The following is a 26644-nucleotide window of genomic DNA, read 5'->3' as shown; positions in this document are numbered from 1 at the left end:
TAAAAATTAAAATAATGATTGTTGCTTTACTGGGTTTTCATGCGCTAATAACCATTTTTTACGCCAAATTCCGCCAGCATAACCTGTTAAAGAACCATCTGAACCAATAACTCTATGACACGGAATAATGATCCAAATTGGGTTTTTACCATTTGCAGAGGCAACTGCTCTTATGGCTTTTACATCTCCTAAAGCTTTGCTTTGTTCTAAATAGGTTCTTGTTTTATTAAAAGGAATGTTTAATAATTCGTCCCACACTTTTTTTTGAAAATCGGTTCCTTGCGGATTCAATTTTAAATCGAAATCAATTCTTTTTCCAGAAAAATATTGGTCTAATTGAGTGACACATTCTTGCAAACACACAGGGGTTTCAGAATTTGTCACTTTGAACGAAGTCGATAAGTCTTCATCTAAAACCGAAACCGATTGAATTCCGTTTTCATCACCCACAATTTTTGCGGTTCCCAATGGTGTTTTGTAATATGTGGTTTGTAAACTCAATTAAAGTTGTATTTTTTTCTTAATTCTTTAACTTCTTCATCAGAGGAATAATTCATCATTAGTAAACCTTCAACAGTTTTTATCTTTTTGTTCTTAATTTGTTCTGCAATATAATTTCTTGCTGCTGCTGTTTTCTTAAACTTATCAGTAAAAATAGCAATTAACTGTTTCGGATTTGCTCTTGTAAACTTGTTTTTTACAATTTGTGCAGATAAAAAGTCAGAAATTAAATGCGTCTCTCTTAAGCTACAAATTTGAATTTGTTTTTCTATTTCTTTATCATCCGTAGAGATTTCTACAAAATTATTAACACCTATGCTGTACATTGGTTTAATGCTAGAATGTGTGTTTTTTGCTTTCCCTTCATAGTCATCAACAGATAGTTTAATAGAAATAACATCAGTAAAATTTATTTTTCCTTTATCAATAATAAATTCATCCGAAGTTATTTTTAGGTACCCTGTATAATTTATCAAAATATCTTCTTTAGAAAACATTGTAAAAAATACAGAAGCAATAAAGGTTATAAAAGAAATAACAGCTACTGGGTAAAAAATAGTTTCTATAAAATCAAATTCTAAATATACTTTGTTGATTGAAATAATTACACAAGCAAACATTCCAATTGTTAGTCCTAAATAAGTATATGTTTTAGGATGTTCAAAATTGAAGAATTTTTCTTCTGTTGTAATTGTATCAAATACCATTTATATACCAAAAACATCTTTAGAATTCTGAGTTGTAATGGCAGCAATTTCATCAAAAGAAAGTCCGTAAATATCTACCAATTTATCAACAACGTTGGTTAAATAAGCACTTTCATTTCTTTTTCCTCTGTATGGAGTTGGCGCTAAATAAGGCGCATCTGTTTCTAAAACAATGTGTTTTATATCAATTTCATTCAAAAACTTATCAATCTTACCATTTTTAAAAGTAGCAACACCACCAATTCCTAATTTCATGTTGTAAGAAATAGCTTGTTTTGCTTGTTCTAAAGTACCTGTAAAACAGTGAAAAATCCCTCTTAAATCATCACTTTTTTCAGATTCTAAAACTTCAAAAACTTCATCAAAAGCATCTCTACAATGAATGTTAATAGGCATTTTTTTCTCTTTTGCCCATTGTATTTGAGTTCTAAAAGCGTCTTGTTGTTCTTTTAAGAAACTTTTATCCCAAAATAAGTCCATACCAATTTCGCCAATGGCGTAAAATTCCTTTTTATCTAGCCATTTTTTAACATGTGCTAGTTCTTCTAGGTAGGTTTCATTTACAGAAGTAGGGTGTAAGCCCATCATTAGAAAAACATCGTTAGGGTAGTCTTTTTCTAATTGTAACATAATATCTGTGTAGGTAGAATCTATTGCAGGAATAAAAAAACGAGTGACACCAGCATCTTTAGCACGTTGCATCATGGCTGCCTGGTCTTCGTTATATTGAGTAGAATATAAATGGGTGTGTGTATCTGTAATCATTTTGTGTAAAAATTTCTAGTGCAAAACTACTAAATATTCTTAGTGAAAAGGGCTATTGTTTAGCGTTTTATAAAACGTACCTTTGCAGAAAAATATTAAGAATGACTTTTCAAGATTTAGGAATCTCTAATCAATTACAATATGCTATTGACGATTTGGGTTATGTAACGCCAACGCCAATACAAGAACAAGCATTTTCTGTTGTAAGATCGGGGAAAGATGTAGTGGGAATTGCGCAAACAGGTACCGGAAAAACCTTTGCGTATATGATGCCTATTTTGCAAGAATTAAAGTTTTCTAAGCAAAAACATCCTCGAGTTTTGGTTTTAGTACCAACGCGTGAGCTTGTTTTACAAGTGGTTGAACAGATAGAACAACTATCTAAATATATTAATACGCGTGTTTTAGGTGTGTATGGTGGTGCAAACATTAATACCCAAAAACAAGCTATTTTACAAGGACAAGATATTATTGTGGCAACTCCTGGTCGTTTATATGACTTGGCGTTGAGCAATGCTTTAAAGCTAAAATCTATTCAGAAATTAGTAATTGATGAGGTAGATGTAATGTTAGATCTAGGGTTTCGTTTTCAGTTGATGAATATCTTTGACGTGATTCCAGAAAGAAGACAAAACGTATTATTTTCTGCTACGATGACGGAAGATGTAGATTTGTTAATTTACGATTTCTTTAAAAATCCAGAGAAAATATCTGTTGCAGTAAGTGGAACACCTTTAGATAATATAGAGCAAGTTTCTTATAACATTCCTAACTTTTTTACCAAAGTTAATTTGTTACATGAGCTTTTAGCAGATAAAGAAACGTATAATAAAGTATTGATTTTTGTTGGTTTTAAAAGAACTGCAGATTTGTTATTTAAGCACTTACAAGAAGCGTTTAATGATGAAATGTGTGTGATTCACTCTAATAAAACGCAGAATTATAGAATTCGTTCTATAAAACAGTTTGATGAAGGTAAAAACCGAATTTTACTAGCTACCGATGTAATGGCGCGTGGTTTAGATTTTGACAACGTTTCTCATGTTATCAATTTTGATACACCAGAATTTCCTGAAAATTATATGCACAGAATTGGTAGAACTGGTCGTGCAGAAAGAGCAGGGAAAACGATTCTTTTTTCTACTCCAAGCGAGCAAGAAACAAAAAAAGGTATTGAAGAATTAATGAATTATGAAATTCCGGTTTTAGACTTACCAGAACACGTTGAAATTTCTAAATTATTAACAGAAGATGAACGTCCGAAAGAAGATCAAGGGATTTCTAAGAACAGAACTTCTTTAGAATATGTTCCAGGACCTGCGTTTCACGAAAAGAGTGAGAAAAATAGCCAAGTAAATTTAGGTGGTTCTTACAGACGAGAAATTGCTGCAAAATATAAGAAGCCTAAAACAAGAGGAGATAAAAACTACAACAAGCATAACAAGAAAAAGAAAAAATAATGCAGATTTTAACAGCACAAGAATTGCATAATTTAGCAATGAACATTGTTGGTAAGAAGCTTACAAAAATGGGGTATGAGTTTCAGGCTATAAACAGTCAGTTAAAAAGACATCCCCAATTTGTGTTATTTAAAAAAGGAGAACCTACTATTTTTGTCTTGGTAAAGGCGAGTAATAATATTCAAAATCCGAATGAATATGATACCATTTGGATGGAGACTTTTAAAAATCACGCTAAAAAGCAGAATGCCAAAGTTTGGTTTGCTGGCGTAGGAATTGCCAACGCAGAAAGTGTTGAAAGTCCTGTTTTTAAAGACCAACCTTACTATGAGGCTTTTGATGATTTTATCAAGATCTTGGAGTAGGTTCGTTTAACGTTGTTTTGTATAAGAATAGTTGCGGGTATGTATGCGAGGATTTTCCGAAGGAAAATCAGACGTAGCAAATACGCAACGACCTTTGATTAAGCACTAAACCCAATTATTTTTATACGGTGTTGATGTTAGTATTTTCTATTACCAAATGTTTCTCCTTTATAACTAAACCTAATAGTTCAATTATTCTCTTGTAAACATGTAGCATTTCACGTCCTCCGGTTACGTATGTCCTTTTTGTTTTGAGTTCATCCCAAATGCAATTGTCTTCAAATGTTTTTTTCAAATCAATTATGTCAAGACATAAGATTCCAATTTCTTGAATTATTTTTTCTTCTAAATGCAAAGAGTGGAATCCAACAACTTTTTCAAGTCTGATTAAAAAATCATCTAGCCTATTTATTTCTTTTGATAACGTCGTAAATACAATTTCTGGGTCTGATTCAATTAGTTTACTAAGAAAATTAACATCAAACACTTTTTTCGTTGGACTTGTCAAAATATTGGGTCTTAAAATTGCGACAAAATCATTAATTTCCTTGTCATTTGTTTTTGAATAAATATCTAAACCAGGTCCAATAACTTTATAATCCTGTGCAACTCGGTTTAGTATTCCGCATAAACTAGCTACTATGAAGTTAATCTTTCTCCTATTGTATACTTTGTTGACTACTTTTATTCTTGAAATCGTAATTTTTGGAATTAACCAAATTGATAGTATAAGTCCAAGTAAGAAAAGTGGCAGGCTAATCAATTGACTTTCCCAAAATTTGCACCACTCAACATTGTCAAAGAATGTGATTATATCCATATTTCTACTCTAATATTATCGTTTTATTTTTTGGATATTTAACCAAGTATTTTAAAATAAAGTTTTTACTTTCATTTGTTGCAATTGTAAATTCCCATTTTATTTCACCTGATTGGTTGTTTCTTTTTGCTCCTGAAATTTCTGAAACTTCAATTTTTATATCTTCATTGGTAGAAACCGGAATTTGATCATATATCACCATACTAATTTGTTGTGATTTATTATTTTTTACATCAATATTCCATCCTCTAGACTCTTCTTTTTTACTTCCAATAAAGTTCTTAGAGATAAATTCATTTACTTTTTTTCTTTTTACACTTACATTTTTATCTCTACCAAGAGATATTTGCAAAGTATCGGTAGCATACCTAACATCTAACAATGTTTTACCAATATATGTGCCTTCAAAAAAGATGTTTGCTTCACCTTCTAGTAAATTGTACTGCCCCCAATTAGAAATGTTAGCAATTAAGAATGCATTTTTATCAATTTTAGGTACAGAGTAATACTGATAGAATGCAGGTAAATTATAGGTGTCAATATCTACAGAATAACTTTTATTATCTGATTTTATAGTATAAGGTGTTTTTATTTCAAAATCTACTGTTGTTTGGTTTTCTGTTTGAACTGTTGGAATAGGTATACTATTTGCGCCTCGAATATTAATTCCAGTTACCGTGCCTTGAAGCGCTTCGGTTACAGATTTTCTTTTACGAGTAGTTCCGTATCCAATTACAACTACTTCATCTAATGTTGCTGAATCTTCTTCTAACATTATATTTAATACTTCACTTTGAATAGGTTTGGTCTGACTGATATATCCCAAATAAGAAAAAACCAAAGAGCTTTCATTATTAGGAATTGTTATTGAGTATTTACCATCAAAATCTGTAGAAGTTCCTATTGTGGTTCCTTTTATTAACACCGTAGCTCCTGGTAGTGGATTATTGTCTTGATCTAATACAACTCCGCTAACTTCATTACTAGCTCTGTTATAAACTGGTGGACGCGTGTTGTAATTTAAAAAATAGGTTTTAAGTTCAGGTGCAACTCCAGATACATTAGGGTTTGCAGACGACAAGTTTAATTTTACATTATCCCAACTAACCTTTGTATCTTGCTTAATGCTTGCCTTGTAAATTAGTTCTACTGGTTCGTTAACATTTTTTGCTCTTATATCATAAGTAGGAAACCAACCTGCATTCTCAACTACATACGATAATTCAAAATTTGCTGTAACGTTATTTTTAGCCGCTATTTTTACCAAAATCTCTCCATTAGGAAATTCCTTTTTTCCTGAGATTGTATTTATTTGATTGGTTAAATCGCTACTTTCTATACTTAGATTTTTTAACGTATTGTTTCTTTCAATCTCTTTAATTTTAAGTTCTTTCAGTTTAGTACCAAAAAAGATGGATGCATTTTTAAGATTAGTAACACTTACCTCTTGGTTTTTACCTCCAATATTTCTATTCTCCTTAAGAAAAGCTAATTCTTCTTTCAAGATTTGCAAATAGGTACGTTCTAATATTATTTTATCGTCAACTTCTTTAAGTTTGGTTTCTAAATCAACTAATTCCTTTTGTTTGTCTAATTTTTCTATAAAGTTTTGTTGATGATTTACGCCTAAAACGGTGATGTTTCCTTCCGCTTTTACCTGAATACTTTTAGCGTCTATAAAAGGAGACAAATTAGAGAATTTTAAAATAGTTTTACCTTGTTTTACTTCAACCTTTTTTTTCCTTGTAATTTGAGCTCCTTCTAGAAATACAGTAACCTCATTAACATTGGTAGCTATCTTTTTTTCTATTATTTCTTGTGAATATGTGTTGCAAAAGAATAAGCAAAAAGTAATTAGTAAGGGGAATTTAATGTTAGCCATTTTATTGTTTAGTTCAGTAGTTAGGTACAACGCTATTGATATCGAGGGTTTTAATATTTTATATCAGAAGTTAAACGAAGTTACCGTATTTATTTAACAAATTCAAATTTGCCTATACATAAAAAACCACCTCATTAGAGGTGGTTTTTATGCTATTTAATATAAGTATACCTTTTGGGTAATAAAAGTCTATTTATGGATTTGTAGACCATAAAGAAGCTCCTTTAAGCATGGCTCTTCTTGGTAATTTTAATCCAGCTACAATTAACTCAGCAAAATCTTCTGGTTGTAAAACAGAATCTTCAGAATCTTTGTTTGCAATACCTAATTCTACAGACATATCAGATGCAATTGTACTTGGTGTTAACGTACAAACTCTAATGTTGTTTTTACGTACTTCTTTCATTAAAGATTCCGACATACCAATAACCGCAAATTTAGAAGCAGAATAGGCAGATGTAGTTGCATTTCCGTTTAATCCTGCAGTAGAAGCAACATTAAAAATATCACCCTCATTTTTATCAATTAAATAAGGTAAAACCTCTTTTGTTACATGATACATACCCATAACATTGGTTTGTATAATTTGGGTCCATTTGCTAACCTCCATGTCGTTTAAAGAACCAAAAGCTGCAATTCCGGCATTGTTTACTAGAATATCAACCGTACCTAAAGAGTTTACAATGTTCTTGATTCCTGTTTTAACTTCTTCGTAAACACCAACATCAAAAACTTCGTAAATCGCTTTAATGCCAAATACTTCTAGTTCTGCAACTGTTTCTTTTAAAACGGCTTCAGTTCTACCAGTTATAGCTACGTCAATTCCTTCTTTTGCAAAGGCTATTGCGGTTGCTTTTCCTAAACCTCTTCCGCCACCTGTAATAATTGCTTTTTTGTTTTTTAAATTTTCCATTTTTAAATTTTTAAAGTATGACTATTTTCTAAACAAAAAACCATCTGAATTTCAGATGGTTTTAAATTTTTATTCAATAAAGATTATTTATTAGCATCTTGCTCTAACAAATCAAAGAATTGATCTAATTTAGGCATGATGATAATTTTTGTTCTTCTGTTTATTGCTTTATTAGCAGCAGTATTATTGTCTACTAAAGGAACATATTGACTTCTACCAGCTGCAATTAATCTTCCTGGTTTAACTCCGAATTTATATTGTAAAATTCTTGTTATAGAAGTTGCTCTTAAAGCAGATAAATCCCAGTTGTCTTGAATAACAGTTCTCTTAATTGGTGTAGAATCTGTATGACCTTCAATCATAACTTCCATTTCTGGTTGGTCTTTAATTACTTTAGATATTTTTTCTAAAACAGTGTATGCTTTGTCTGTTACATTATAACTACCGCTTTTAAACAATAATTTGTCTGAAATAGAGATAAATACTACTGTCTTTTCTACATTAACCTGTATGTCTTCATCTTGAATTCCGTCAGTTAAGTTTTTAGTTAAGTGGTATTTAATTGCAAGGTTTAATGAATCCTTTTGAGTCATTGCTGCTCTAATACCGTTTATGAATTTATCTTTTTCACTTAACTGTGTAATAACGTTTTTAATATTATCTGAAGAAGATTGTGTTAAAACTGTTAAGTTTTCAACTTGCTTTAAAGCACCTTTTTTATCCTCTTTTAAAGAGTTAATTTGCTCTGTAAGTGTTGCTACATATTTTTCGCTTTCAATTAAACACTTCTGTAAAGTTGCTTTTACATCTACTAATTCTGTTGTAGTTTGATCATGTTCGTCCTGTAAAGTAACAAACTTCTTTTTAGAAACACAAGAACTAACTATAACTGCAGTCAATAATAAGATTGATATTTTTTTCATTGGTAATAATATTTAATTAAGTCAACAAATTTAACGAATTGTTGTTACAAAAAATACTATAAATGATATTTTATGAAAACTTTATGCTCTATTTTTGTAAAAGATTTTAAATTTTATGATTCTAAAAAATAAAGTTATAGTTACTATCGTTTTACTAGTGTTTCTTTCTTGTTCTAAAGAAAAAATAAAAGACTATACCTTAACAGGGCGCGTATTTGGTACCACTTATAAGATTGTTTATTTAGATGGTGCTAAGGACTATCAAACCTCTTTAGATAGTCTGTTTTTTTTAATGAACAAATCCTTATCAACCTATATTCCTAGTTCAGATATTTCTAGAATTAATAAAGGAGATTCTACTGTTATTGTTGATGATTTATTTTTAGAGGTTTTTAAAAAATCGAAAAGAATTTATACAGAAACCAATGGTTATTTTGATCCTACTGTTGGAAACCTAGTTAATGCTTGGGGTTTTGGTCCAAAGAATGAAAAGATCAATTTAAACGAAGATCAGGTAAAACAAGAAATGCAGTATGTTGGTTTAGATAAAGTAACTTTTGCTGATGGTAAAATTAAAAAACAAGATCCTAAAATTTATTTAGATTTTAATTCTATTGCCAAAGGGTTCGGAATTGATGTAGTAGCTCGTTTTTTGGATAGTAAAAATATCTCGAATTATTTGGTAGAAATTGGTGGTGAAATCAGAGCTAAAGGGATAAAAAAAGAGAAGCATCCTTGGGTTATAAAATTAGTGAATCCTATAAAAAAGGACAGTATAAAAGGATATCGAAAAATAAATTTGTCTAATAAATCGATGGCTACTTCAGGTAACTATAGAAAATTTAGAGTTACAGAAGACGGACACAAATACGTGCATACAGTAAATCCTAAAACGGGGTATGCCGTAGAAAGTAATTTGTTAAGTGCTTCCGTTATAGCGGGTATAGATTGTGCAGATACAGATGCGTATGCAACTGCTTTTATGGCAATGGGATTAGAGAAAGCAAAAGAATTTTTAGATATTCATAAAAATATTGATGCCATTCTATTATTTAATAATGAGAACGGAGATTTAGAAGAATACACTACAAATGCCTTTAAGTAGTTCACTTTTTATGCTGTGTTTTTGTTATCTTGCATTGTAGATACATAACACTGAATAATTTGTATTACTATGATGAGATTACTTCTAACACTTTTATGCATAATTTCTTTTACATTCACAAATGCGCAGTCTAACACAGATATTGCTAATGTGTATTTAAGGAGAGCAAAAGAAGCAGTAGAAACCAAGGTAAATTACAAAGAAGCATTAGTGCAATTTGAAAAAGCATTAAAGTATCTCGATTCAATTTCAGACAAAAATCTAGCTACTTTGGCTTCTTTTATTTATTTTGAAAATCATCAACTTCAAACTACTGATAAAGAAAAAATAGCATTTCTAAAAAACTCAGAAACTTATAGTAGACGGTATTTTGTTTTAGAACAAGATAATACTGCCGAAGGATATATCAAAAATTTAGAGAGTCTTATTTTGATTCAGGAATCTATAGAATCTTTAGAAATGAAATTAAAGAAAGAGGAAGAACAGCGTCTTAGAAGGGAGAAAGCGTCAAAAAAAATAGACTCGCTAAAAAGTCTTTGGAATCAAAAATCTGAATCCCTTTCTATAAAGGTAGATAGTATTTATAATTTTAATACGAACAATGTAGCGCTTTTTAAAAAGGATGGAAATTTTGGAGTTATAGATGATAGAGGCAGAATTGTAGTAGAAGCCACCGATTATAAAGACGCCATCTCTTCCGAAGGTTTTATTTTATTAAAAAATAAAAAAGAGCAACCCAATCAAATTTATTGCTTTAATTCAAATAACAAAAAGGGATTTATTTTACCAAGTGTTAATAGATTTAATTCTATAGCTACACATTATGGACAGGTAATGTTACCAAGAGGAAATGGACGATTGGTTACATATCCAAATAATTCTTTTGAGCCATTGGTTTATGACTTAAATCTTAAAAAACAGGTTAGAATTACCAATAAATCAGAATTATTGAAATCTCTAAAAAAGGAAGATCTAATTGATAGATATAATAAAGATGGTGAGGTTAAGATAAATAAAGAATGGTACTTGTTTGAAGGTGATCTAGGAGGAGGAATGTATTCATTGTATTTTGAGGATAGTTACAAAGTACACTCTTTTTTAAGTACTACGACTAAAAAAATATTAAGTGCAGATGCTGGATTTGAATATATAGGAGCTTATTATAAAGAAACCTTTCAGGCAATTAAAAAAGGTAAAGTTATTTGGATCAACCAAGAAGGAATAAAGGTAAGTGATGTTAAAGATGGCTATAAAAAATATTCAGGAGACTCTAAAGTAGTTCAATTAGCGTCGGGTAAATACCAAATTATAAGAAATAATGTAATTGTATTGGGTGATAAAGAATTAGAAAAATTAAGTGATTTTTTAAGAAAACACAAAAAGAATTAATTTTTATAACACACCGGAAGAATTTCATTTTTCATTAAACAAAATCGTTCTAGTTTTTCTGGAGCGATTTTTTTTGTATAATCTATTTCATCCACCTTAAAACCTATAGAACGCAGTTTGTCAAAATAATCTCTACCGTACACTCTTACGTGATCATATTGTCCAAAAATTTTAGCACGCTCTGTTCTGTCTTTAATGGTGTCGTCTTCAAAAGTATGTTCTCTAGATAAATCTTGCGGAATTTGAAAAATACCAAATCCTCCTTTTTTAAGCACTCTAAATAGCTCTTGCATTGCTTTGGTATCATCTGTAATGTGTTCTAACACATGATTACAGAAAACAACATCAAAAGAGTTGTCATCAAAAGGCAAGTCGCAGATATCGGCTTTTACATCTGCAATTGGAGATTCTAAATCTGAAGTAATATAGTCTAAGTTTTTTTGCTTTCTAAAAATGTCTAAAAAACATTGTTCTGGAGCAATGTGTAAAGTTTTAAGTTTTTCTGTTGATGTAAAAAAAGGAGTTTCATCTCTTAAAAATAACCACATTAAACGATGTCTTTCCAAAGATAGGGTAGAAGGAGAAAGTGCATTTTCTCGTTGTTTGCCATATCCGTAAGGTAAAAATTTTCTAAAACTCTTGCCGTCTATTGGATCTGTAAATGTATCGCCCTTTAAAGAAAAAGCAATAATTGGTCTTACTAGATAACTAGCTTTTATTAACCAAGGTCTTGGGATGGTATTTAGAATGGATTTAAAAATAGACACGAATTACACGGATTACACAAAATGAGAGTTATAAAATTACTCTTTTGTAGGTTAAACTATCTTCACCAAAATTAACTAATAAGCCTAGTTTTATTTTTGATGCAGCTAAATAATTTAGAGTTTGTTTTATATGGCTGTTTGTTAAACATTCAATTGCTTTAATTTCAAGTATTATTTTATTATCGATAACAAAATCAGCAAAATAATAATGAGACAATTTTTCTCCTTTATATAATATTTGAAATTTTACTTCCCTTTGATATAAAATTCCACGTCTTTTAAATTCAATTTCTAAAGCATCACCATAAATAATTTCACTAAAACCTTTTCCTAACTCTTTATGAACTTCCATGCAGGAACCAATAATGTTATATGATTCCTGTTTATGTAGAAGTTCTGATTTCAATTTTTTTAGTGAAATTATAAAGTTTATTTTTTAGTGACAATTAGTGAAATTAGTGTCCTTTTTACTGTCTGAATGCATCCTCCTCATCGGTAACAATCCCCAATGCATCGTGTACATATTTAAACGTAGAAAGTAATTCTGGTTTACCGTTTATAATAGCAACATCATGCTCAAAATGAGCAGAAGGCTTATTGTCTAAGGTTGTAATTGTCCAACCGTCAGAATGTTGTTTAATTTTGTGAGTTCCTAAGTTTGTCATTGGTTCTATGGCAACTACCATACCTTCTACAAACTTTTTACCACGACCTCTTTTTCCGTAGTTTGGCATTTCTGGATCTTCGTGCATTTCTCTTCCTAATCCATGACCAACCAATTCTCTTACAACACCATAACCATGGTCTTCAGAAAATTTCTGAATAGCATAACCAACATCACCAACTCTATTTCCAGCCTTAAATTCTTTGATACCAACGTATAAACTAGCTCTAGTTACATCTAGTAATTTTCTAGTTGCTGGTTCAATCTCTCCAACAGCAAAAGTGTAGGCGTGATCTCCGTGAAAACCATTTTTATATGCACCACAATCTATAGAAATAATATCGCCTTCTACTAATGGGTTTTTATTTGGAATACCGTGTACAACTTGGTTATTTGGACTCATACAAAGTGAGTTTGGAAAATCGTATAACCCTAAGAAACCAGGTACAGCACCTTCAGATCTAATAAAATCTTCGGCAAGTTTATCTAAATACAAAGTAGAAACTCCTGGTTTTACTTCTTTAGCAAGCATCCCTAACGTTTTAGAAACGATTAGGGCGCTTTCTCTCATCAACTCTATCTCTTCTCTTGTTTTTATCTTAATCATGTTAAAAAAATTGAATGGCAAAGTTACTATAATTTAGGTAGAATGAAGTAAGGTTTGTCTATTTGAAAAAAGAGAAAAAACCTTTTTTCTTTTTTTTAGGTGGCTCGTAATTAAAAATGGCTTTGTGTATTTCTGTCCAACCTAAAAAGCCACCTACATTTCTGTCGTCTATAAATAAATCTGCATGTATTTTACGACTGTGTTTTTTATCGAATTCCTCTTCAGGAAAATTTTTGTTTACTGCATAAAATTCAATGTTGTTTTCTTTACAGAAAGCAACTGCTTCATCTAGTCTTTTTCCGTGTCTATAAGTCCACAGAATTAATCGATGCCCTTGAGATTGTAATCTTTTTAAGGTGTCAAAAGCAAAAATTATTTCTTCCCCAATTTTTGGATACGCATCTTCTACAATGGTACCATCAAAATCTACGGCAATAATTAGCGGGTTATTAGGTATCATTAATTGTCGTAAGAATGTTTATAAGCCTCTCCAGAAACAATTTTTAGCATGTCTTTCTCTAAAGATTCACGGGCATATTCTACATATCGACCAATTTCTTTTTCATCTCTATAAAAGATAAAAGTTGGTACTCTTTTTATATCAAAGCCTTCTTGTAAATTATCAGGAGTTTTTTTACTGACGTCAACAGTAATAAGCTCAAAATTATTTAAGTTAAAATCAGTTTGTTCTAAAATTTTGTATAAATGTGGAGTTTCTCTTTTACTATCTCCACACCAAGTACCCATAAAACCTTTAATTGTAATACCTTTTAACTCCTTTTTAAGAGCGGTAATTGTTGCTGGGTCTGGAGTATAACTCTCTAATTTCTGATTAAACCAAGAACTATAGGGGATTTGTTGAAAAGAGGCTTTGTTAGCCACTCCAATCAAATCCCCGCTTTGATTTTTCTCTGCAGTTACTTTTTGATTTTTAGTTACTTTTTGTTGGCCAATGCAAGATGCAAATACCATAATACAAGCCAATAAAAAGACTTTTTTCATAGTTGAGTTGTTTTAATTATAATAAAGAATGTTGTGTCATTTCTTTTGGTTGTTCTAGATTCATTAAATCTAAAATTGTAGGAGCAATATCACCTAAAACACCACTGTTTATCGATTTAATTTCTTTATCAATTAGAATAAAAGGAACAGGGTTTGTAGTGTGTGCTGTATGAGGAGATCCATCAGGATTCATCATTGTTTCACAATTACCATGATCTGCAATTAATAAAATAGAATATCCATTATCTAAACCAGTTTCTATAACTTCTTTAGCACAAATATCTACAGCCTCACAAGCTTTAATAGCAGCATCCATCATTCCTGTATGACCAACCATATCTCCATTTGCAAAGTTTAAGCAAACAAAATCAGCTTCACCTTTCTTTAAATCTTCACATAAAGCATCTTTTAACTCGTATGCAGACATTTCTGGTTTTAAATCGTAAGTAGCCACTTTTGGCGAGTTTCTTAAAATTCTAGATTCCCCTTCAAACGGAGTTTCTTGTCCTCCAGAAAAGAAAAATGTAACGTGCGGATACTTTTCTGTCTCTGCAATTCTAATTTGTTTTTTACCCGCTTTAGATAAAACTTCTCCTAAAGTATTTTTAATGTTATCAGTATTATAGATCACGTTAATTCCTTTAAAACTTGCATCATATAAAGTGATGGTTGTAAAATAAAGGTCTAATTTTTTCATTCCAAATTCAGGGAAATCATTTTGAGACAACGCATTTGTCAATTCTCTACCTCTATCTGTTCTGTAGTTAAAGAAAAGTACAACATCACCCTCTTTAATTTGAGCCTTTGGAGAACCATCTTCATTAGTTACAATGATTGGTTTGTGAAATTCATCGGTAATACCAGCTTCGTAATTCGTTTTTATAGTATCAATAATATCAGTTGTTTTTGTACCAACTCCATTAACAACACCATCATAAGCTTCCTTTACACGTTCCCAACGGTTATCTCTATCCATAGCATAATAACGACCTGTTACGGTTGCTATTTCACCAGTACTTTTATCCATGTGTTCTTGAACCTCATTTAAGAAATAAGGAGCAGATTTTGGATCACAATCTCTACCGTCTGTAAATGCGTGTAAATACACATTATCTACATTGTTTTCTTTAGCGACATCTAATAATCCTTTTAAGTGATTAATGTGTGCATGAATTCCTCCATTAGAAACTAGTCCTAATAAATGAACGTCTTTGTTATTCTCTTTTGCGTATTTAAAAGTATCTAATAATACTTTTTCTTGCCCTAAAGTATTTTCTTTAACAGCTTTATTAATACGAGCTAGATTCTGATATACAATTCTACCAGCACCTAAATTCATGTGTCCAACTTCAGAATTTCCCATTTGTCCTTCTGGTAAACCAACATGTTCTCCGTCTGTCCTTAATTGAGCATTTGGGTATTTGTCGTATAAACCGTTTATAAAAGGAGTTTTTGCATTGTAAATAGCAGATACCTTAGGGTCTTGTGTAATTCCCCAACCATCTAAAATCATTAGTATAACTTTCTTGTCCATTGTCTTAAAATTGAACAGTAAAATTAAGAAATATTTTACCGTTTATATTGATTTTATCAAATTTTTACGAAACCGATAACGTAAAGTAACATTGTAAAAAGGACTGTATAAATGAAGCTAGATTTATTTAATGATTGATTCGTTTTTTTTCTTATCAAAATAAAGATGATTTGTTAAAACCTTGTTAATAGAAGGTTTTTTTGAAACAATTTAAATAATTATAAGTCTATATAAAAAGAACAAACACTTATAAAATTAACTTAAAACCTATAGTCATGAAAAAAATAATATTACCATTATTACTTTGTCTTTTTGCATTTGGATCTATAAATGCAACGACTCCAGAAACCTTGAGTCTTAAGAAAGTAGTAACGATTAAACCGCATTATAATGTTAGTGCTTTTTTAAAGCTGATACGAATGGGGAATTATGAAGCCGTAAAAGCTTTAATAGAAAGAGGAGAAAATATAAACAAAAAATCAAATGGTTTAACACCATTAATGTATGCTGCAAGGTATAATAAAGCTGAAATTGTAAAACTTTTAATTGATAATGGCGCTAAATTAAGAGTAAAATCTACCAGAGGAAATATGACTGCCTTAGATATGGCAAAAAGATCTAAAGCTTTTGATGCCGTTAAAATTATAAAAGAATCACTTTAGTATTATTATTTGAATTAATTAATCTAAAGCAAACAGACTATCTTTTAAGGTAGTCTGTTTTTTTTGTTATAAAGAATATCCTATATAATTTAAAGCGATTAAAATAACAATAATTAATAGCATTAGGATAGCTACTTTTCTTTTAAAAGCAATTTCATTTTCTTTGATAATTTCTTCTTTGATTTTTTTTAATTGAGATGGGCTTGCTTTTTTATCAAAATGAAGTTCACTCTTTTCGCTTTTTTTATGGCTTTTGATTTTATCAAAAGTAGAAATATGAGATCGTTTATTAGTACTTAGACTTGCAATCATGTGTGCTATAAAACCTCCTCCTGCCATAATTAATAATTTAGTATTTAATTATAAGTAGTAAAAAAGTGTAAAATGTTACACTTAAAAGATTCTTACTTTGCGATTAGTGTGTGTAAAAATGATTTTAACATGTTTTAAATAAATAATCATTATTTTAAAGCGTATTATTGTAAGAATAATTCAATACTTTTTTAATGAGCCTCCATTTCGAATTAAACGAAGTCACTAAAAAATTACCCAAGCATCTATACAAGTTTGTGGTACAACAACCGTATGAAGAATATACAGCGCAAAACCAAGCTGTTTGGCGTTATGTAATGAGAATGAATGTAGATTACTTAAGTAAAGTAGCGCATAAATCTTATATGACAGGTTTAGAGAAAACGGGTATTTCTGTAGAAAACATTCCTTATATGGAAGGTATGAATAGGATTTTAAAAGAAATTGGTTGGGCTGCGGTTTCGGTTGATGGTTTTATTCCACCCAATGCATTTATGGAATTTCAGGCTTATAATGTCTTGGTGATTGCATCCGATATGCGAACCATAAATCATATCGAATATACACCAGCACCAGACATCATTCATGAAGCAGCAGGTCATGCGCCTATTATTTCGAATCCTGAATATGCAGAATATTTACGAAGGTTTGGGGAGATTGGTAGTAAAGCAATTTCATCTGCTAAAGATTATGAAATGTATGAAGCAATCAGGCTTTTATCCATCTTAAAAGAAAATCCAAATTCAACAGAAAGTGAAATAGATAATGCAGAACAAAAAGTAGCTTATCTACAAAATAACATGGGTGAATTGTCTGAAATGGCACAAATTAGAAATTTACATTGGTGGACTGTAGAGTACGGGTTGATTGGTACTTTAGGTAATCCTAAAATATATGGAGCAGGTTTACTTTCCTCTATTGGAGAGAGTGCTTGGTGTATGCAAAATGAAGTGGAAAAAGTTGCGTATTCTATTGATGCAGCAACTATAAATTTTGATATTACAAAACCGCAACCGCAATTATTTGTAACTCCAGATTTTGCTTATTTAAGCTTGGTGTTAGATGAATTTGCCAATACAATGGCGATAAGAACTGGCGGATTGAAAAGTATTCAGAAATTAATAAATTCTGATAATTTAGGAACCATAGAGTTGACAACGGGAATTCAAATTTCTGGAGTTTTTACCAAAGTTATTCAGTTTAAAAACAATAAAGTTGCTTATTTTCAAACAACAGGTGCAACTGCTTTATCTAATAGAGATAAAGAATTAATTGGACACGGAATTACATGTCACGCAAGTGGTTTTGGAAGTCCGGTTGGTAAATTAAAAGGAATTAATTTACCAATAGAAGACATGAGCCCGAGAGATTTAAAAGCGTACGGAATTTACGAAGGTGAATTTATGACTTTAGAATTTGAGAGTGGCATTATTGTAAAAGGAAAAGCGATTACAGGAACTAGAGATTTAAGAGGTAAAATTTTAATTATTTCTTTTGATGATTGCACGGTTACTTATAAGGAGGAAGTTTTGTTTCAACCAGAATGGGGAATTTATGATATGGCAGTTGGTAAAGAGGTAGTTTCTGGCTATGCAGGTCCTGCAGATGTAGATTCTTTTTTAGGTTTAGGAAAAGTATCTGAAACTAAAACACATAAAATTAAATACACGGAAAGTGAACAAGAATTGTATGCCTTGTATGATGAAGTTAGAGTTCTAAGAGAAGAAGAGTCTTCAACTAATAAAAAAATAACAGAAATATTTAATCAGTTAAATAGCAAATTTCAAGGAGATTGGTTGTTGCTTTTAGAATTATATGAATTAGCTTTGCAAAGTAATTTTTCTATTAAGAAGACCATTTTAGAGAGATTAGAAGTTTTAAAATGTAACAAAAGCTACACAAAGCTAATTGAAAATGGATTAATTTTGTGTCAAGTTTAATATTAAAATAAAAACAACATGGGTCTATTTGACATGTTTAAAAGAAAAGATATGAGTGCAGAAATTAAAGAATACTTAGAAAAAGGAGCTGTAATTTTAGATGTAAGAACACAAGAAGAGTGGGATGAAGGACATACAGAAGGAGCAGAACACATAGTTTTAACGGTTATTCCTTTAGAAGTTGAAAAAATTAAAGCTTGGAACAAACCTGTAATTGCTGTTTGTAGAAGTGGAGCAAGAAGCGGACAAGCAACTCAGTTTTTAGAAAAACATGGAGTAGATGTTATCAACGGAGGTCCTTGGCAAAACGTAGATCAACACGTTTCTTAAAATAAACGTTTGTAAAACCTGTTTTTAAAGAAGGGTTTTATTGATAAGATAAAAAAGATAGAATTTTAACTTCGTGTTAGAATTCTATTTTTTTTTTGTTTAAAATTAAAAAGTTTATTTCTTGAAACCTTTTTGTTTGTGTCTTTGTAATCTGTTGTATTTTTTTATAGAATGTGTCGCTTTTCTAAAAAAAGCAAAGATTCCACCTAGCATTGCCCCTACAAAAGCTCCCATAGTTAATGGATCAAAATTATGACCAGTAATAAGGTATTTGGTATAGAAAATAATGATTCCTATAAAAATAGAAACTATAAATACTTTTATTTTAGATTTTGATATATGGGCGTAAATACCACAAATAAATCCTGTTATTATTGAGGTTGCCGTAATTTTTGTTAAAATGAGTTTTGATACATTAATTTCATCTGAAACAAAAATGGATGTTATGAACATGCCTAGTAACAGTCCTGAAATTATACCAATTAATATTTTCTTACTCATTTTTGGAGGTTAAAAGTTATAAGAAGGGAATTTACATAAAATTTTTAAGTAAATTAATTTTATTTTTTTGTGCTTTAAAAATTAATAAAAGGAAACTGAACCTTTAATTTGTCTTTTTTTACTTCTAAATTTTTTAAAAATTGCTGATGTTGTGCTGAGTTTTCGTTGAAAGGCCTATGAGAAAGTCCCTTTTGAATTACATCCACTTCTTTCATTGTTAAAGTGGTCTCTTCAGAAAACCAAGTGGCAACAAATTTTTCCCAAATATAATTAATGGCAGTTTTATTGGGATGCACCATATCTTCTGCATAAAAACGATAATCCCTTAATTCATCCATCATAATTTCATAACTAGGGAAATAATGTGTCTTTTCTCTATGGTTTACAACATTATGAACCGCAGCAATTAAATGAGATTTGCTTTGCGTGTTTTCTATAAAGCCATCTTTTAAATGACGAACCGGAGAAACAGTAAAAAGTATGTGTATGTCTTTATTGATAGATTTTAAAAGCACAATTATGGCTTCTAAGCTTTCTGAAATCTCATCTACAGTAAGTAATTCTTTTATGAATTTTTTCTGCGGAATTTTATGGCAATTCGCAACAATTGTATCGTCTTCTATAAATCGATACACCCAAGAAGTTCCTAAAGTAATAATAAGGTGAGAAGCTTCTTTTAAGTTTTTATTTGTTGATGAAATTGCTGAATTTAGATTATTTAAAAGCTCATTTTTATCAGCAGCACTTAGGTAAGAATGCGCATCAAAACAATGCCAACGTTCATTTTGGAAGATTAAATCTGTTGCTGTATATTCTTTTTCATTTATGGCATTTGTAATTAAATTTTCAATTGCTTTTGGGTGAAAAAGAATTCCGAATGGATTTTGGTTAGATTGAAACTTAAAATAATTGAGCTTATCTCCAATGTTTTCTGAAAAACAAGATCCTAATAATAGCACCTTAGAATTGTAATTTATTGGGTTTCTAGTTTCTTGCTCTAAAGGAATTTGAGTTTGGAGTTTCATCTTGCAAAGGTGTGGATTTTTTTGTTTCTCGAAAAAGCTTATATATTGTTGTGTCTTCTCGCACAAAAGCGCAAAAGTTTTATGAGTTGTTTGGTGTTTTTTTTCTCTCGCAGAGACGCTAAGACGCAAAGTTTTTTTACAAGTTGTGTGTTCTTAGTTGTATGTTTAATTTATATGATAAACATAATAATACACCACCTTTGTATCTCTGTGCCTTTGCGAGAAACTTTTTATACCAAATAATCTACTGCTTTCTCTAAAGCTTTCGGAATTCCTCCTGGGTTTTTACCACCTGCAGTTGCAAAGAAATTTTGTCCACCACCACCACCGTGTATTAGTTTTCCTAATTCTCTTACTACTTTTCCAGCATCGTAACCACGTTCATTTGCCAATTCTTTTGAAATATAACAAGTTAACATCGCTTTGTCTTTTGCAGCAGAAGAAGCAAATAATAAGAATAAATTCTGATGTTCTTTTCCTAAAGAAAAAGCTAAATTTTTAATTCCGTTTTGGTCTAAATCTACTTTTGTAGCTAAAAACTGAACGCCATTAATTTCTTGTAATTGGTTTTTTAATTCACCAGATAAATTCTGAGCTTTATCTTTTAATAATTGTTCTATTTGTTTTTGTAAAGAAGTATTTTCATCTTGTAACTTCTGTACTGCTTTTACAGGTTCTTTTGTGTTGTTTAATAAATCTTTAATTTCGAATAAAGCTTTATTGTTTTCAGAATAAAAATCTTTTACAGCGTCATTTGTAATCGCTTCTATCCTTCTAATTCCAGAAGCTACTGCTCCTTCAGATTTAATTTTGAAATGCCAAATATCACTGGTGTTTTTTACGTGTGTTCCACCGCAAAGTTCTATAGATTTTCCAAATTTTATAGCTCTTACAGTATCACCGTATTTTTCACCAAATAAAGCCATTGCACCATCTGCAATTGCTTTTTCCATTGTAATATTTCTGCTTTCTTCTAATGGAAGTTTACCTGCAATTCTTCTGTTTACAAAGTTTTCTACCTCACGTAATTCATCCACAGTTAATTTAGAAAAGTGAGAAAAATCGAAACGTAAATATTTAGAATGCACAGCAGAACCTTTTTGCTCTACATGTGTTCCTAAAACTTCTCTTAACGCTTGGTGCAATAAATGCGTAGCTGTATGGTTACACTCTGTTTTAGAACGTTGTTTTTGATCTACAACCGCTTTAAAATTTTCGTTAATATTTTTTGGAAGATTCTTAGTGAAGTGAATAATAACATTATTCTCTTTTTTAGTGTCTAAAATATAAACAACATCTCCTTGTGTGGTTTCTAAATATCCTTTGTCTCCAACTTGTCCACCACCTTCTGGGTAAAAAGGAGTTAAATTGAAAACCAATTGAAACATTTCACCATCTTTTTTAGAGGTTACTTTTCTGTATCGTGTAATTTTTACGTTTGCTTCTAAAGCATCGTAACCAATAAACTCTTCTATAGGGTCATCAACTAAAACAGTCCAGTCTTCGGTAGACATTTCACTTGCAGCTCTAGATCTGTTTTTTTGTTTTTGTAGTTCTTCTTCAAATCCTTTTTCATCTAAAGTCAATCCTTTTTCAGAAAGAATTAAAGAAGTTAAATCGATAGGAAAACCGTAAGTGTCATATAATTCAAAAGCTTTATCACCAGAAACTTCCTTACCAGAAGTACTTTCTATAATTCTGTCTAATAATAATAAGCCTTGATCTAATGTTCTTAAAAAAGAAGTTTCTTCTTCCTTAATCACATTTTCTATTAATTGTTTTTGTGCTTTTAATTCAGGGAAAGCTTCTCCCATTTTATTGCTTAAAACATCTACTAATCTATAGATAAAAGGCTCTTTTTTGTCTAAGAATGTAAAACCGTAACGAACAGCACGTCTTAAAATTCTTCTAATAACGTAGCCAGCACCTGTGTTACTTGGTAATTGCCCATCTGCAATAGAGAAAGCAACGGCTCTTACGTGGTCTGAAATAACTCTAATAGCAATATCTTGCTCTAGGTTTTTGCCATATTTTACATCAGTAATTGTTTCAATTTCTCTAATAATTGGTGTAAAAACATCTGTATCGTAATTAGATTTTACGTCTTGCATTACCATACACAAACGTTCAAACCCCATACCAGTATCAATATGTTTGTTTGGTAAATCAACTAAAGTTCCGTTTGCTTTTCTGTTGAACTGCATAAAAACTAAGTTCCATATTTCTACTACTTGTGGATGATCTTCATTAATTAAAGTTCGTCCATCTACTTTTGCTTTTTCTTCCGCAGAGCGGATATCAACATGAATTTCAGAACACGGTCCGCAAGGTCCTTGCTCACCCATTTCCCAGAAATTATCTTTTTTGTTACCTTTTAAGATTCTATCTTCAGCAATAAATTGTTTCCAGATATCAAAAGCTTCGGTATCCATTTTTAAATTATCTGCATCATCAGAACCTTCAAAAACAGTAACATATAAAATGTCTTTATCAATTTTATAAACTTCAGTTAATAACTCCCAAGCCCAAGCAATTGCTTCTTTTTTAAAGTAATCGCCAAAAGACCAGTTTCCTAACATTTCAAATAAAGTATGATGGTAGGTATCGTATCCTACTTCCTCTAAATCGTTGTGTTTACCAGAAACACGTAAACATTTTTGAGAATCTGACATCCTGCTGTTTTTTGGCACTCCATTACCTAAAAAATACTCTTTAAAAGGTGCCATTCCAGAATTTACAAACATTAATGTAGGGTCGTCCTTAGTTACCATTGGTGCAGAAGGAACAATTAAGTGTGCTTTTTCTTTGAAAAAATTTAAAAAAGTAGCGCGGATATCTTGTGATTTCATAAAAAAGAAGTTTCCAACAAGTTGGATTATGTTAAATTAGTTTAAAAAATACTGCGAATAAAAAGCAGTTGTAAAACATTTTGTAAATTTGTGAGTTATTAAAAATGAAACTCAATATAAAAGCACAAAAATAGTCTATTTAGCAATATGGCAAAAGTAAAATATTATTACGATGCGGACACACTTTCTTACAGGAAAATTGCTGTAAAAAAGGGTGAATATTATAAGAAAACTGTTATTGGAGTTTTAGCTTTAGTATTATCTGCATTTATTGGTTTTATTGTGTTTAGCCAGTTTATAATGTCTCCAAGAGAGCGAGCTCAAAAAAGAGAACTAGAAAATTTAAAGTTACATTACGAGTTGCTTTCTAAAAAAATGCAAGAAAGTTCGTCTATTTTGGCGCAATTACAAGAAAGAGATAACAATATTTATAGAACTTATTTTGAAGCAAATCCTATATCAGATGAGCAAAGAAAAGCTGGTTTTGGAGGGGTAAATAGATACAAATATTTAGATGGTTTCGATAATTCTACGATGATTGCAAAAGTAACTAAAGACATAGATATACTTTCTAAACAATTGGTTGTGCAGTCTAAATCTTTAGATGAAATTGTAAATTTGGCAAAAGAAAAGGAGAAAATGTTAGCTTCAATTCCTGCTATTTTGCCCGTAAAACTTGCAGATTTAACAAGAATGGCTTCAGGCTATAAATGGAGATATCATCCAATATTAAAAATTAGAAAATTCCATAAAGGAATGGATTTTACAGCCCCTGTAGGAACGCCTATTTTTGCTTCTGGTAATGGAGATGTAATTAGAGCACAAAGAAGTGCCACTTTTGGAAACGTGGTTTATATAGATCATGGATATGGATATAAAACTATTTATGCCCATATGAGTAAAATAAAAGCGAAAAAAGGTGACAAGGTAAAACGTGGGGACTTAATTGGATATGTTGGTAATACTGGTAGATCGGTATCGGCACATTTACATTATGAAGTTCATAAAAACGATGTAGCTGTAAATCCTATTAATTTTTATTATGGAGATTTAACTCCAGAAGAGTTTGCAGCAATGCAAAAAGCTGCAGAAGAAGAAGGGCAGTCTTACGATTAATTTTTTGTTTCAATTTAGGAACAAGATTATTGATATAAGAGATAAGTCAAAAAAAGAATATTAAAAATTACTATTCTAAAAATACTTTTTTAATCTTCAAATACTTAATACTGAAAAAGATGCACGTAGATTTACCCGAGAAAAGATATTATAAAATAGGTGAAGTTGCCAAAGCGTTTGACGTAAATACTTCATTAGTTCGTTTTTGGGAAAAAGAGTTTGATATTATTAAGCCCAAAAAAAATGCTAAAGGAAATCGTTTATTTACACAAGAAGATATTAAAAACTTTAAGTTAATATTTAACCTTGTAAAAGAGCGAGGTTTTACCTTAGATGGAGCTAAACAGAAACTTAAGAAAAATCCAGAAGGAATAGTTCACAACCTTGAAATTATTACTAGATTAGAAGGGGTGAAAGCAGAATTGATTAAAATTAAAAATCAATTGTAACATTTCTTTAGTTTAGATGTCTAACTTAATAGGATAGAAGCTAATATTCTTTTACAACCCGAAGAATATTAAGTAGTTTTGTAGTACAAAAATCAATCAATCAAAAAATTAAAAATTAGAAATTATGAAAAAATGGTTAATACCAGTAATAGTAATCCTTGTTGTTGTTTTCGGAGTATACAATTGGGGTAAAAACTTTAATAATGAAGCTGTTGTTTTACAAGAAGATGCAAAAACAACTTGGTCTAATGTAGAGAGCTCTTACCAACGTAGAAATGATTTAATAGGGAATTTAGTTAAAATTGTACAAGGAGCTGCAGATTTTGAAAGAAATACTTTAACAGAAGTAATTGAAGCAAGAGCAAAAGCAACCTCTGTAAATATAAATGCAGGAGATTTAACACCAGAAAAAATGGCACAATTTCAACAAGCGCAATCTGGTTTAACTGGAGCTATGTCTAAATTATTGGTTTCTGTAGAACGTTACCCAGAGTTAAAAGCAAATGCAAACTTTTTAGAATTACAAAGTCAGTATGAAGGAAGTGAAAACCGCATAAATGTTGCTAGAGATCGTTTTAATGAAGGTGTAAATAATTATAACAAACACATCAAAGTGTTTCCAAATTCTGTGTTAGCTGGAATGTTTAATTTTGATGAAATGGATCGCTATAGTTCAGATACAGGATCAGAAAAAGCACCAGACGCAAGCTTCGATTTTAATAAGAAAAAAGAATAATATGTCTAAAGTAGAAGCGTTTCTGTCTCCAGAAGAAGAACAAGAAATTATTTCTGCTATAAGAGTTGCAGAGAAAGAAACTTCTGGCGAAATACGAGTACATATTGAGGCTACCACAGAGAAGAATCATGATGAACGAGCGTTAGAAGTTTTTCATTTGCTAAAAATGAACAACACTAAAGATGATAATGCAGTGTTGATCTACGTTGCTGTAAAAGACAAGAAATTTGTTATTTATGGTGATAAAGGAATTAACAAAGTAGTACCAAAAGATTTTTGGGATACGACTAAAGATGTAATGCAAAATCATTTTAAACAAGGTGCTTTTAAACAAGGAATTGTAGACGGAATCTTAAAGGCAGGAAAAGAATTGCAATCACACTTTCCTTGGCAAATTGATGATGTAGATGAACTTTCTAATGAGATTTCTAAAGGATGATATACAGTAAACAGTATTCAGTAAGTAGTATTCAGTTAGCAGTATTTTTTAGAAAAATCACTTTTTTTATTGCGTTTTTATTCACGTTAAGTGTTTTTTCTCAAGGGTATCAAATCCCAGAAATTCCAGAGTTTCAAACCAGTGTATATGATTATACTAGTTTATTAACAGAGAGTCAAAAAACAAGTTTAGAAAGTAAATTGGTTCGTTATTCAGATACCACTTCTACTCAAATTGTAGTAGCTATTATTCCATCCACCGAAGGTGAAAATATTAATTATTTAGCAGCTAATTGGGGAGAGAAATGGGGAATAGGTGATGCAAAAAAAGACAATGGTGTTTTAATGTTGTTGGCATTAAACGACAGAAGAATTGCTATTCAAGCTGGTAAAGGTACAGAGCATCTTTTAACCGATTTTCAGGCAAAGAGAATTATTGAAAGAGTTATTATTCCCGAGTTTAAAAGAGGAGATTATTATATCGGTTTAGACAAAGGGTCTGATTATATTTTTAGAACCTTAAACGGAGAGTTTAAAGGAAGTAGGCAAAAAGATGCAGAAGGTTTTGATCCTGGGATTATTATTTTTATCATTATAGTATTCATCATTTTTATTTTAATTTCTAGAGGAAATAAAAATAATGGTAGTGGTGGTAGAGGTTTTAGAAGCGGATCTATTGCAGGCGCTATTTTAGAAACTATTATTTTAAGTAACGCCGGTAGAGGTAGCGGAAGTTTTGGCGGTGGTTTTGGAAGTTCATCTGGAGGCGGAAGCTTCGGTGGAGGCGGCTTTGGAGGCGGTTTCGGCGGAGGTAGTTTTGGTGGAGGTGGCGCTTCTGGTGGCTGGTAAATTCCATTTTAATCTTTCCTGTCGGAAGAAAAC

The 26644-nt window shown here is 30.8% G+C and carries 29 protein-coding genes; 12 read left to right on the top strand and 17 right to left on the bottom strand.

The genetic code is table 11. The features are described 5' to 3' along the window. Positions 1-6: 6 nt before the first annotated feature. From H0I29_RS04355 to H0I29_RS04345, 3 genes are read right to left on the bottom strand one after another with little or no spacing between them, the layout of a single operon-like run. Entirely contained in the window at positions 7-501 is a 495-nt protein-coding gene (locus H0I29_RS04355; protein WP_218754542.1) for a methylated-DNA--[protein]-cysteine S-methyltransferase, read from the bottom strand. Then, positions 498-1208 (bottom strand): hypothetical protein, encoded by a 711-nt coding sequence (locus H0I29_RS04350; RefSeq protein WP_218754541.1) that lies wholly within the window; start codon positions 1206-1208, stop codon positions 498-500. Before H0I29_RS04350 ends, H0I29_RS04355 begins: the two co-directional genes overlap by 4 nt. Further along, entirely contained in the window at positions 1209-1973 is a 765-nt protein-coding gene (locus tag H0I29_RS04345; RefSeq protein ID WP_218754540.1) for a TatD family hydrolase, read from the bottom strand. A 101-nt stretch (positions 1974-2074) separates the two neighbouring features. Between H0I29_RS04345 and H0I29_RS04340 the strand changes: the two genes are divergently transcribed. Together H0I29_RS04340 and H0I29_RS04335 are read left to right on the top strand one after the other, a co-directional pair. After that, entirely contained in the window at positions 2075-3433 is a 1359-nt protein-coding gene (locus tag H0I29_RS04340; protein WP_218731647.1) for a DEAD/DEAH box helicase, read from the top strand. Beyond that, positions 3433-3798, top strand: coding sequence for a Na(+)-translocating NADH-quinone reductase subunit F (locus H0I29_RS04335; RefSeq protein ID WP_166387593.1), 366 nt, complete (start codon positions 3433-3435; stop codon positions 3796-3798). The genes H0I29_RS04340 and H0I29_RS04335 overlap by 1 nt, the downstream gene beginning before the upstream one ends. Before the next feature lie 121 nt (positions 3799-3919). Here H0I29_RS04335 and H0I29_RS04330 read toward each other — a convergent pair whose 3' ends face one another. From H0I29_RS04330 to H0I29_RS04315, 4 genes are all read right to left on the bottom strand, one after another. Next, complete coding sequence (locus H0I29_RS04330) at positions 3920-4618, bottom strand: hypothetical protein (RefSeq protein ID WP_218754539.1); 699 nt, start codon at positions 4616-4618, stop codon at positions 3920-3922. Between the two features lie 4 nt (positions 4619-4622). Next, entirely contained in the window at positions 4623-6500 is a 1878-nt protein-coding gene (locus H0I29_RS04325) for a mucoidy inhibitor MuiA family protein (protein ID WP_218754538.1), read from the bottom strand. Between the two features lie 193 nt (positions 6501-6693). Continuing rightward, positions 6694-7413 carry a 3-ketoacyl-ACP reductase gene (locus H0I29_RS04320; RefSeq protein WP_218731645.1) on the bottom strand — a complete coding sequence of 240 codons (720 nt, stop codon included), beginning with the start codon at positions 7411-7413 and terminating at the stop codon, positions 6694-6696. An 83-nt stretch (positions 7414-7496) separates the two neighbouring features. Continuing rightward, positions 7497-8336, bottom strand: coding sequence for an OmpA family protein (locus H0I29_RS04315; RefSeq protein WP_218754537.1), 840 nt, complete (start codon positions 8334-8336; stop codon positions 7497-7499). Positions 8337-8451: 115 nt separating this feature from the next. Here H0I29_RS04315 and H0I29_RS04310 point away from each other — a divergent pair, with 115 nt between their 5' ends. Then, positions 8452-9441 carry an FAD:protein FMN transferase gene (locus H0I29_RS04310; RefSeq protein WP_218754536.1) on the top strand — a complete coding sequence of 330 codons (990 nt, stop codon included), beginning with the start codon at positions 8452-8454 and terminating at the stop codon, positions 9439-9441. A gap of 69 nt (positions 9442-9510) precedes the next feature. Beyond that, positions 9511-10830, top strand: coding sequence for a hypothetical protein (locus H0I29_RS04305; protein ID WP_218754535.1), 1320 nt, complete (start codon positions 9511-9513; stop codon positions 10828-10830). Here the strand turns inward: H0I29_RS04305 and H0I29_RS04300 are convergent. The 6 genes from H0I29_RS04300 to gpmI form a co-directional block, all read right to left on the bottom strand. Beyond that, on the bottom strand, positions 10827-11597 hold the full coding sequence (locus tag H0I29_RS04300) for a class I SAM-dependent methyltransferase (RefSeq protein ID WP_218754534.1): 771 nt from the start codon (positions 11595-11597) through the stop codon (positions 10827-10829). The two genes, H0I29_RS04305 and H0I29_RS04300, sit on opposite strands and share 4 nt — an antisense overlap. Before the next feature lie 28 nt (positions 11598-11625). Continuing rightward, the gene (locus tag H0I29_RS04295; protein WP_262501899.1) at positions 11626-12003 is read right to left on the bottom strand and encodes a GxxExxY protein; all 378 of its coding nucleotides are present in this window, start codon (positions 12001-12003) and stop codon (positions 11626-11628) included. A gap of 61 nt (positions 12004-12064) precedes the next feature. Beyond that, positions 12065-12868 carry a type I methionyl aminopeptidase gene (gene map, locus H0I29_RS04290; protein WP_218754533.1) on the bottom strand — a complete coding sequence of 268 codons (804 nt, stop codon included), beginning with the start codon at positions 12866-12868 and terminating at the stop codon, positions 12065-12067. A gap of 58 nt (positions 12869-12926) precedes the next feature. Next, positions 12927-13328, bottom strand: a complete 402-nt coding sequence (locus tag H0I29_RS04285) for a BT0820 family HAD-type phosphatase (RefSeq protein WP_218754532.1) — start codon at positions 13326-13328, stop codon at positions 12927-12929. Beyond that, complete coding sequence (locus H0I29_RS04280) at positions 13328-13870, bottom strand: thioredoxin family protein (RefSeq protein WP_218754531.1); 543 nt, start codon at positions 13868-13870, stop codon at positions 13328-13330. Before H0I29_RS04280 ends, H0I29_RS04285 begins: the two co-directional genes overlap by 1 nt. 16 nt (positions 13871-13886) lie before the next feature. Then, positions 13887-15404, bottom strand: a complete 1518-nt coding sequence (gene gpmI / locus H0I29_RS04275; RefSeq protein ID WP_218754530.1) for a 2,3-bisphosphoglycerate-independent phosphoglycerate mutase — start codon at positions 15402-15404, stop codon at positions 13887-13889. Between the two features lie 275 nt (positions 15405-15679). On the opposite strand from gpmI, the gene H0I29_RS04270 reads away from it, so the two are divergent. Further along, positions 15680-16066, top strand: coding sequence for an ankyrin repeat domain-containing protein (locus H0I29_RS04270; protein WP_218754529.1), 387 nt, complete (start codon positions 15680-15682; stop codon positions 16064-16066). A 66-nt stretch (positions 16067-16132) separates the two neighbouring features. On the opposite strand, the gene H0I29_RS04265 is transcribed toward H0I29_RS04270, so the two are convergent. Next, complete coding sequence (locus H0I29_RS04265; protein WP_218731634.1) at positions 16133-16405, bottom strand: hypothetical protein; 273 nt, start codon at positions 16403-16405, stop codon at positions 16133-16135. A gap of 167 nt (positions 16406-16572) precedes the next feature. Here H0I29_RS04265 and H0I29_RS04260 point away from each other — a divergent pair, with 167 nt between their 5' ends. Beyond that, positions 16573-18318 (top strand): aromatic amino acid hydroxylase, encoded by a 1746-nt coding sequence (locus H0I29_RS04260; protein ID WP_218754528.1) that lies wholly within the window; start codon positions 16573-16575, stop codon positions 18316-18318. A gap of 51 nt (positions 18319-18369) precedes the next feature. Next, positions 18370-18648, top strand: a complete 279-nt coding sequence (locus tag H0I29_RS04255; protein ID WP_218731632.1) for a rhodanese-like domain-containing protein — start codon at positions 18370-18372, stop codon at positions 18646-18648. 114 nt (positions 18649-18762) lie between these two features. Here H0I29_RS04255 and H0I29_RS04250 read toward each other — a convergent pair whose 3' ends face one another. From H0I29_RS04250 to alaS, 3 genes are all read right to left on the bottom strand, one after another. Beyond that, positions 18763-19149, bottom strand: a complete 387-nt coding sequence (locus tag H0I29_RS04250; RefSeq protein WP_218731631.1) for a hypothetical protein — start codon at positions 19147-19149, stop codon at positions 18763-18765. Positions 19150-19223: 74 nt separating this feature from the next. Beyond that, positions 19224-20174 carry a GSCFA domain-containing protein gene (locus tag H0I29_RS04245; RefSeq protein WP_218754527.1) on the bottom strand — a complete coding sequence of 317 codons (951 nt, stop codon included), beginning with the start codon at positions 20172-20174 and terminating at the stop codon, positions 19224-19226. 230 nt (positions 20175-20404) lie between these two features. Further along, positions 20405-23023, bottom strand: coding sequence for an alanine--tRNA ligase (gene alaS, locus H0I29_RS04240; RefSeq protein WP_218754526.1), 2619 nt, complete (start codon positions 23021-23023; stop codon positions 20405-20407). Positions 23024-23170: 147 nt separating this feature from the next. Here alaS and H0I29_RS04235 point away from each other — a divergent pair, with 147 nt between their 5' ends. From H0I29_RS04235 to H0I29_RS04215, 5 genes are all read left to right on the top strand, one after another. Then, positions 23171-24139, top strand: a complete 969-nt coding sequence (locus H0I29_RS04235; protein WP_165731855.1) for a M23 family metallopeptidase — start codon at positions 23171-23173, stop codon at positions 24137-24139. 119 nt (positions 24140-24258) lie between these two features. Next, positions 24259-24588 (top strand): MerR family transcriptional regulator, encoded by a 330-nt coding sequence (locus H0I29_RS04230; RefSeq protein WP_165732026.1) that lies wholly within the window; start codon positions 24259-24261, stop codon positions 24586-24588. A 124-nt stretch (positions 24589-24712) separates the two neighbouring features. Continuing rightward, positions 24713-25324: a LemA family protein gene (locus H0I29_RS04225; RefSeq protein WP_218754525.1), complete on the top strand. Its 612-nt coding sequence runs from the start codon at positions 24713-24715 to the stop codon at positions 25322-25324. 1 nt (position 25325) lies between these two features. Continuing rightward, positions 25326-25763, top strand: coding sequence for a TPM domain-containing protein (locus H0I29_RS04220; RefSeq protein WP_218731627.1), 438 nt, complete (start codon positions 25326-25328; stop codon positions 25761-25763). Beyond that, positions 25760-26611 carry a YgcG family protein gene (locus tag H0I29_RS04215; protein ID WP_218754524.1) on the top strand — a complete coding sequence of 284 codons (852 nt, stop codon included), beginning with the start codon at positions 25760-25762 and terminating at the stop codon, positions 26609-26611. The genes H0I29_RS04220 and H0I29_RS04215 overlap by 4 nt, the downstream gene beginning before the upstream one ends. The last annotated feature ends 33 nt before the right edge of the window (positions 26612-26644 follow it).

Source organism: Polaribacter sp. R2A056_3_33 (assembly GCF_019278485.1).
GTDB lineage: Bacteria > Bacteroidota > Bacteroidia > Flavobacteriales > Flavobacteriaceae > Polaribacter.
The sequence above is the reverse complement of the archived record's forward strand: the minus strand, read 5'-3'. Positions and strand labels throughout refer to the sequence as shown.

Excerpts from the sequence above, each read along its gene's own strand:
- H0I29_RS04350 (WP_218754541.1), bottom strand. The coding sequence starts at position 1,208 with ATGGTATTTGATACAATTACAACAGAAGAAAAATTCTTCAATTTTGAA.
- H0I29_RS04345 (WP_218754540.1), bottom strand. The coding sequence starts at position 1,973 with ATGATTACAGATACACACACCCATTTATATTCTACTCAATATAACGAA.
- H0I29_RS04340 (WP_218731647.1), top strand. The coding sequence starts at position 2,075 with ATGACTTTTCAAGATTTAGGAATCTCTAATCAATTACAATATGCTATT.
- H0I29_RS04335 (WP_166387593.1), top strand. The coding sequence starts at position 3,433 with ATGCAGATTTTAACAGCACAAGAATTGCATAATTTAGCAATGAACATT.
- H0I29_RS04330 (WP_218754539.1), bottom strand. The coding sequence starts at position 4,618 with ATGGATATAATCACATTCTTTGACAATGTTGAGTGGTGCAAATTTTGG.
- H0I29_RS04325 (WP_218754538.1), bottom strand. The coding sequence starts at position 6,500 with ATGGCTAACATTAAATTCCCCTTACTAATTACTTTTTGCTTATTCTTT.
- H0I29_RS04320 (WP_218731645.1), bottom strand. The coding sequence starts at position 7,413 with ATGGAAAATTTAAAAAACAAAAAAGCAATTATTACAGGTGGCGGAAGA.
- H0I29_RS04315 (WP_218754537.1), bottom strand. The coding sequence starts at position 8,336 with ATGAAAAAAATATCAATCTTATTATTGACTGCAGTTATAGTTAGTTCT.
- H0I29_RS04310 (WP_218754536.1), top strand. The coding sequence starts at position 8,452 with ATGATTCTAAAAAATAAAGTTATAGTTACTATCGTTTTACTAGTGTTT.
- H0I29_RS04305 (WP_218754535.1), top strand. The coding sequence starts at position 9,511 with ATGATGAGATTACTTCTAACACTTTTATGCATAATTTCTTTTACATTC.
- map (WP_218754533.1), bottom strand. The coding sequence starts at position 12,868 with ATGATTAAGATAAAAACAAGAGAAGAGATAGAGTTGATGAGAGAAAGC.
- H0I29_RS04285 (WP_218754532.1), bottom strand. The coding sequence starts at position 13,328 with ATGATACCTAATAACCCGCTAATTATTGCCGTAGATTTTGATGGTACC.
- H0I29_RS04280 (WP_218754531.1), bottom strand. The coding sequence starts at position 13,870 with ATGAAAAAAGTCTTTTTATTGGCTTGTATTATGGTATTTGCATCTTGC.
- gpmI (WP_218754530.1), bottom strand. The coding sequence starts at position 15,404 with ATGGACAAGAAAGTTATACTAATGATTTTAGATGGTTGGGGAATTACA.
- H0I29_RS04270 (WP_218754529.1), top strand. The coding sequence starts at position 15,680 with ATGAAAAAAATAATATTACCATTATTACTTTGTCTTTTTGCATTTGGA.
- H0I29_RS04265 (WP_218731634.1), bottom strand. The coding sequence starts at position 16,405 with ATGGCAGGAGGAGGTTTTATAGCACACATGATTGCAAGTCTAAGTACT.
- H0I29_RS04260 (WP_218754528.1), top strand. The coding sequence starts at position 16,573 with ATGAGCCTCCATTTCGAATTAAACGAAGTCACTAAAAAATTACCCAAG.
- H0I29_RS04255 (WP_218731632.1), top strand. The coding sequence starts at position 18,370 with ATGAGTGCAGAAATTAAAGAATACTTAGAAAAAGGAGCTGTAATTTTA.
- H0I29_RS04250 (WP_218731631.1), bottom strand. The coding sequence starts at position 19,149 with ATGAGTAAGAAAATATTAATTGGTATAATTTCAGGACTGTTACTAGGC.
- H0I29_RS04245 (WP_218754527.1), bottom strand. The coding sequence starts at position 20,174 with ATGAAACTCCAAACTCAAATTCCTTTAGAGCAAGAAACTAGAAACCCA.
- alaS (WP_218754526.1), bottom strand. The coding sequence starts at position 23,023 with ATGAAATCACAAGATATCCGCGCTACTTTTTTAAATTTTTTCAAAGAA.
- H0I29_RS04235 (WP_165731855.1), top strand. The coding sequence starts at position 23,171 with ATGGCAAAAGTAAAATATTATTACGATGCGGACACACTTTCTTACAGG.
- H0I29_RS04230 (WP_165732026.1), top strand. The coding sequence starts at position 24,259 with ATGCACGTAGATTTACCCGAGAAAAGATATTATAAAATAGGTGAAGTT.
- H0I29_RS04225 (WP_218754525.1), top strand. The coding sequence starts at position 24,713 with ATGAAAAAATGGTTAATACCAGTAATAGTAATCCTTGTTGTTGTTTTC.
- H0I29_RS04220 (WP_218731627.1), top strand. The coding sequence starts at position 25,326 with ATGTCTAAAGTAGAAGCGTTTCTGTCTCCAGAAGAAGAACAAGAAATT.
- H0I29_RS04215 (WP_218754524.1), top strand. The coding sequence starts at position 25,760 with ATGATATACAGTAAACAGTATTCAGTAAGTAGTATTCAGTTAGCAGTA.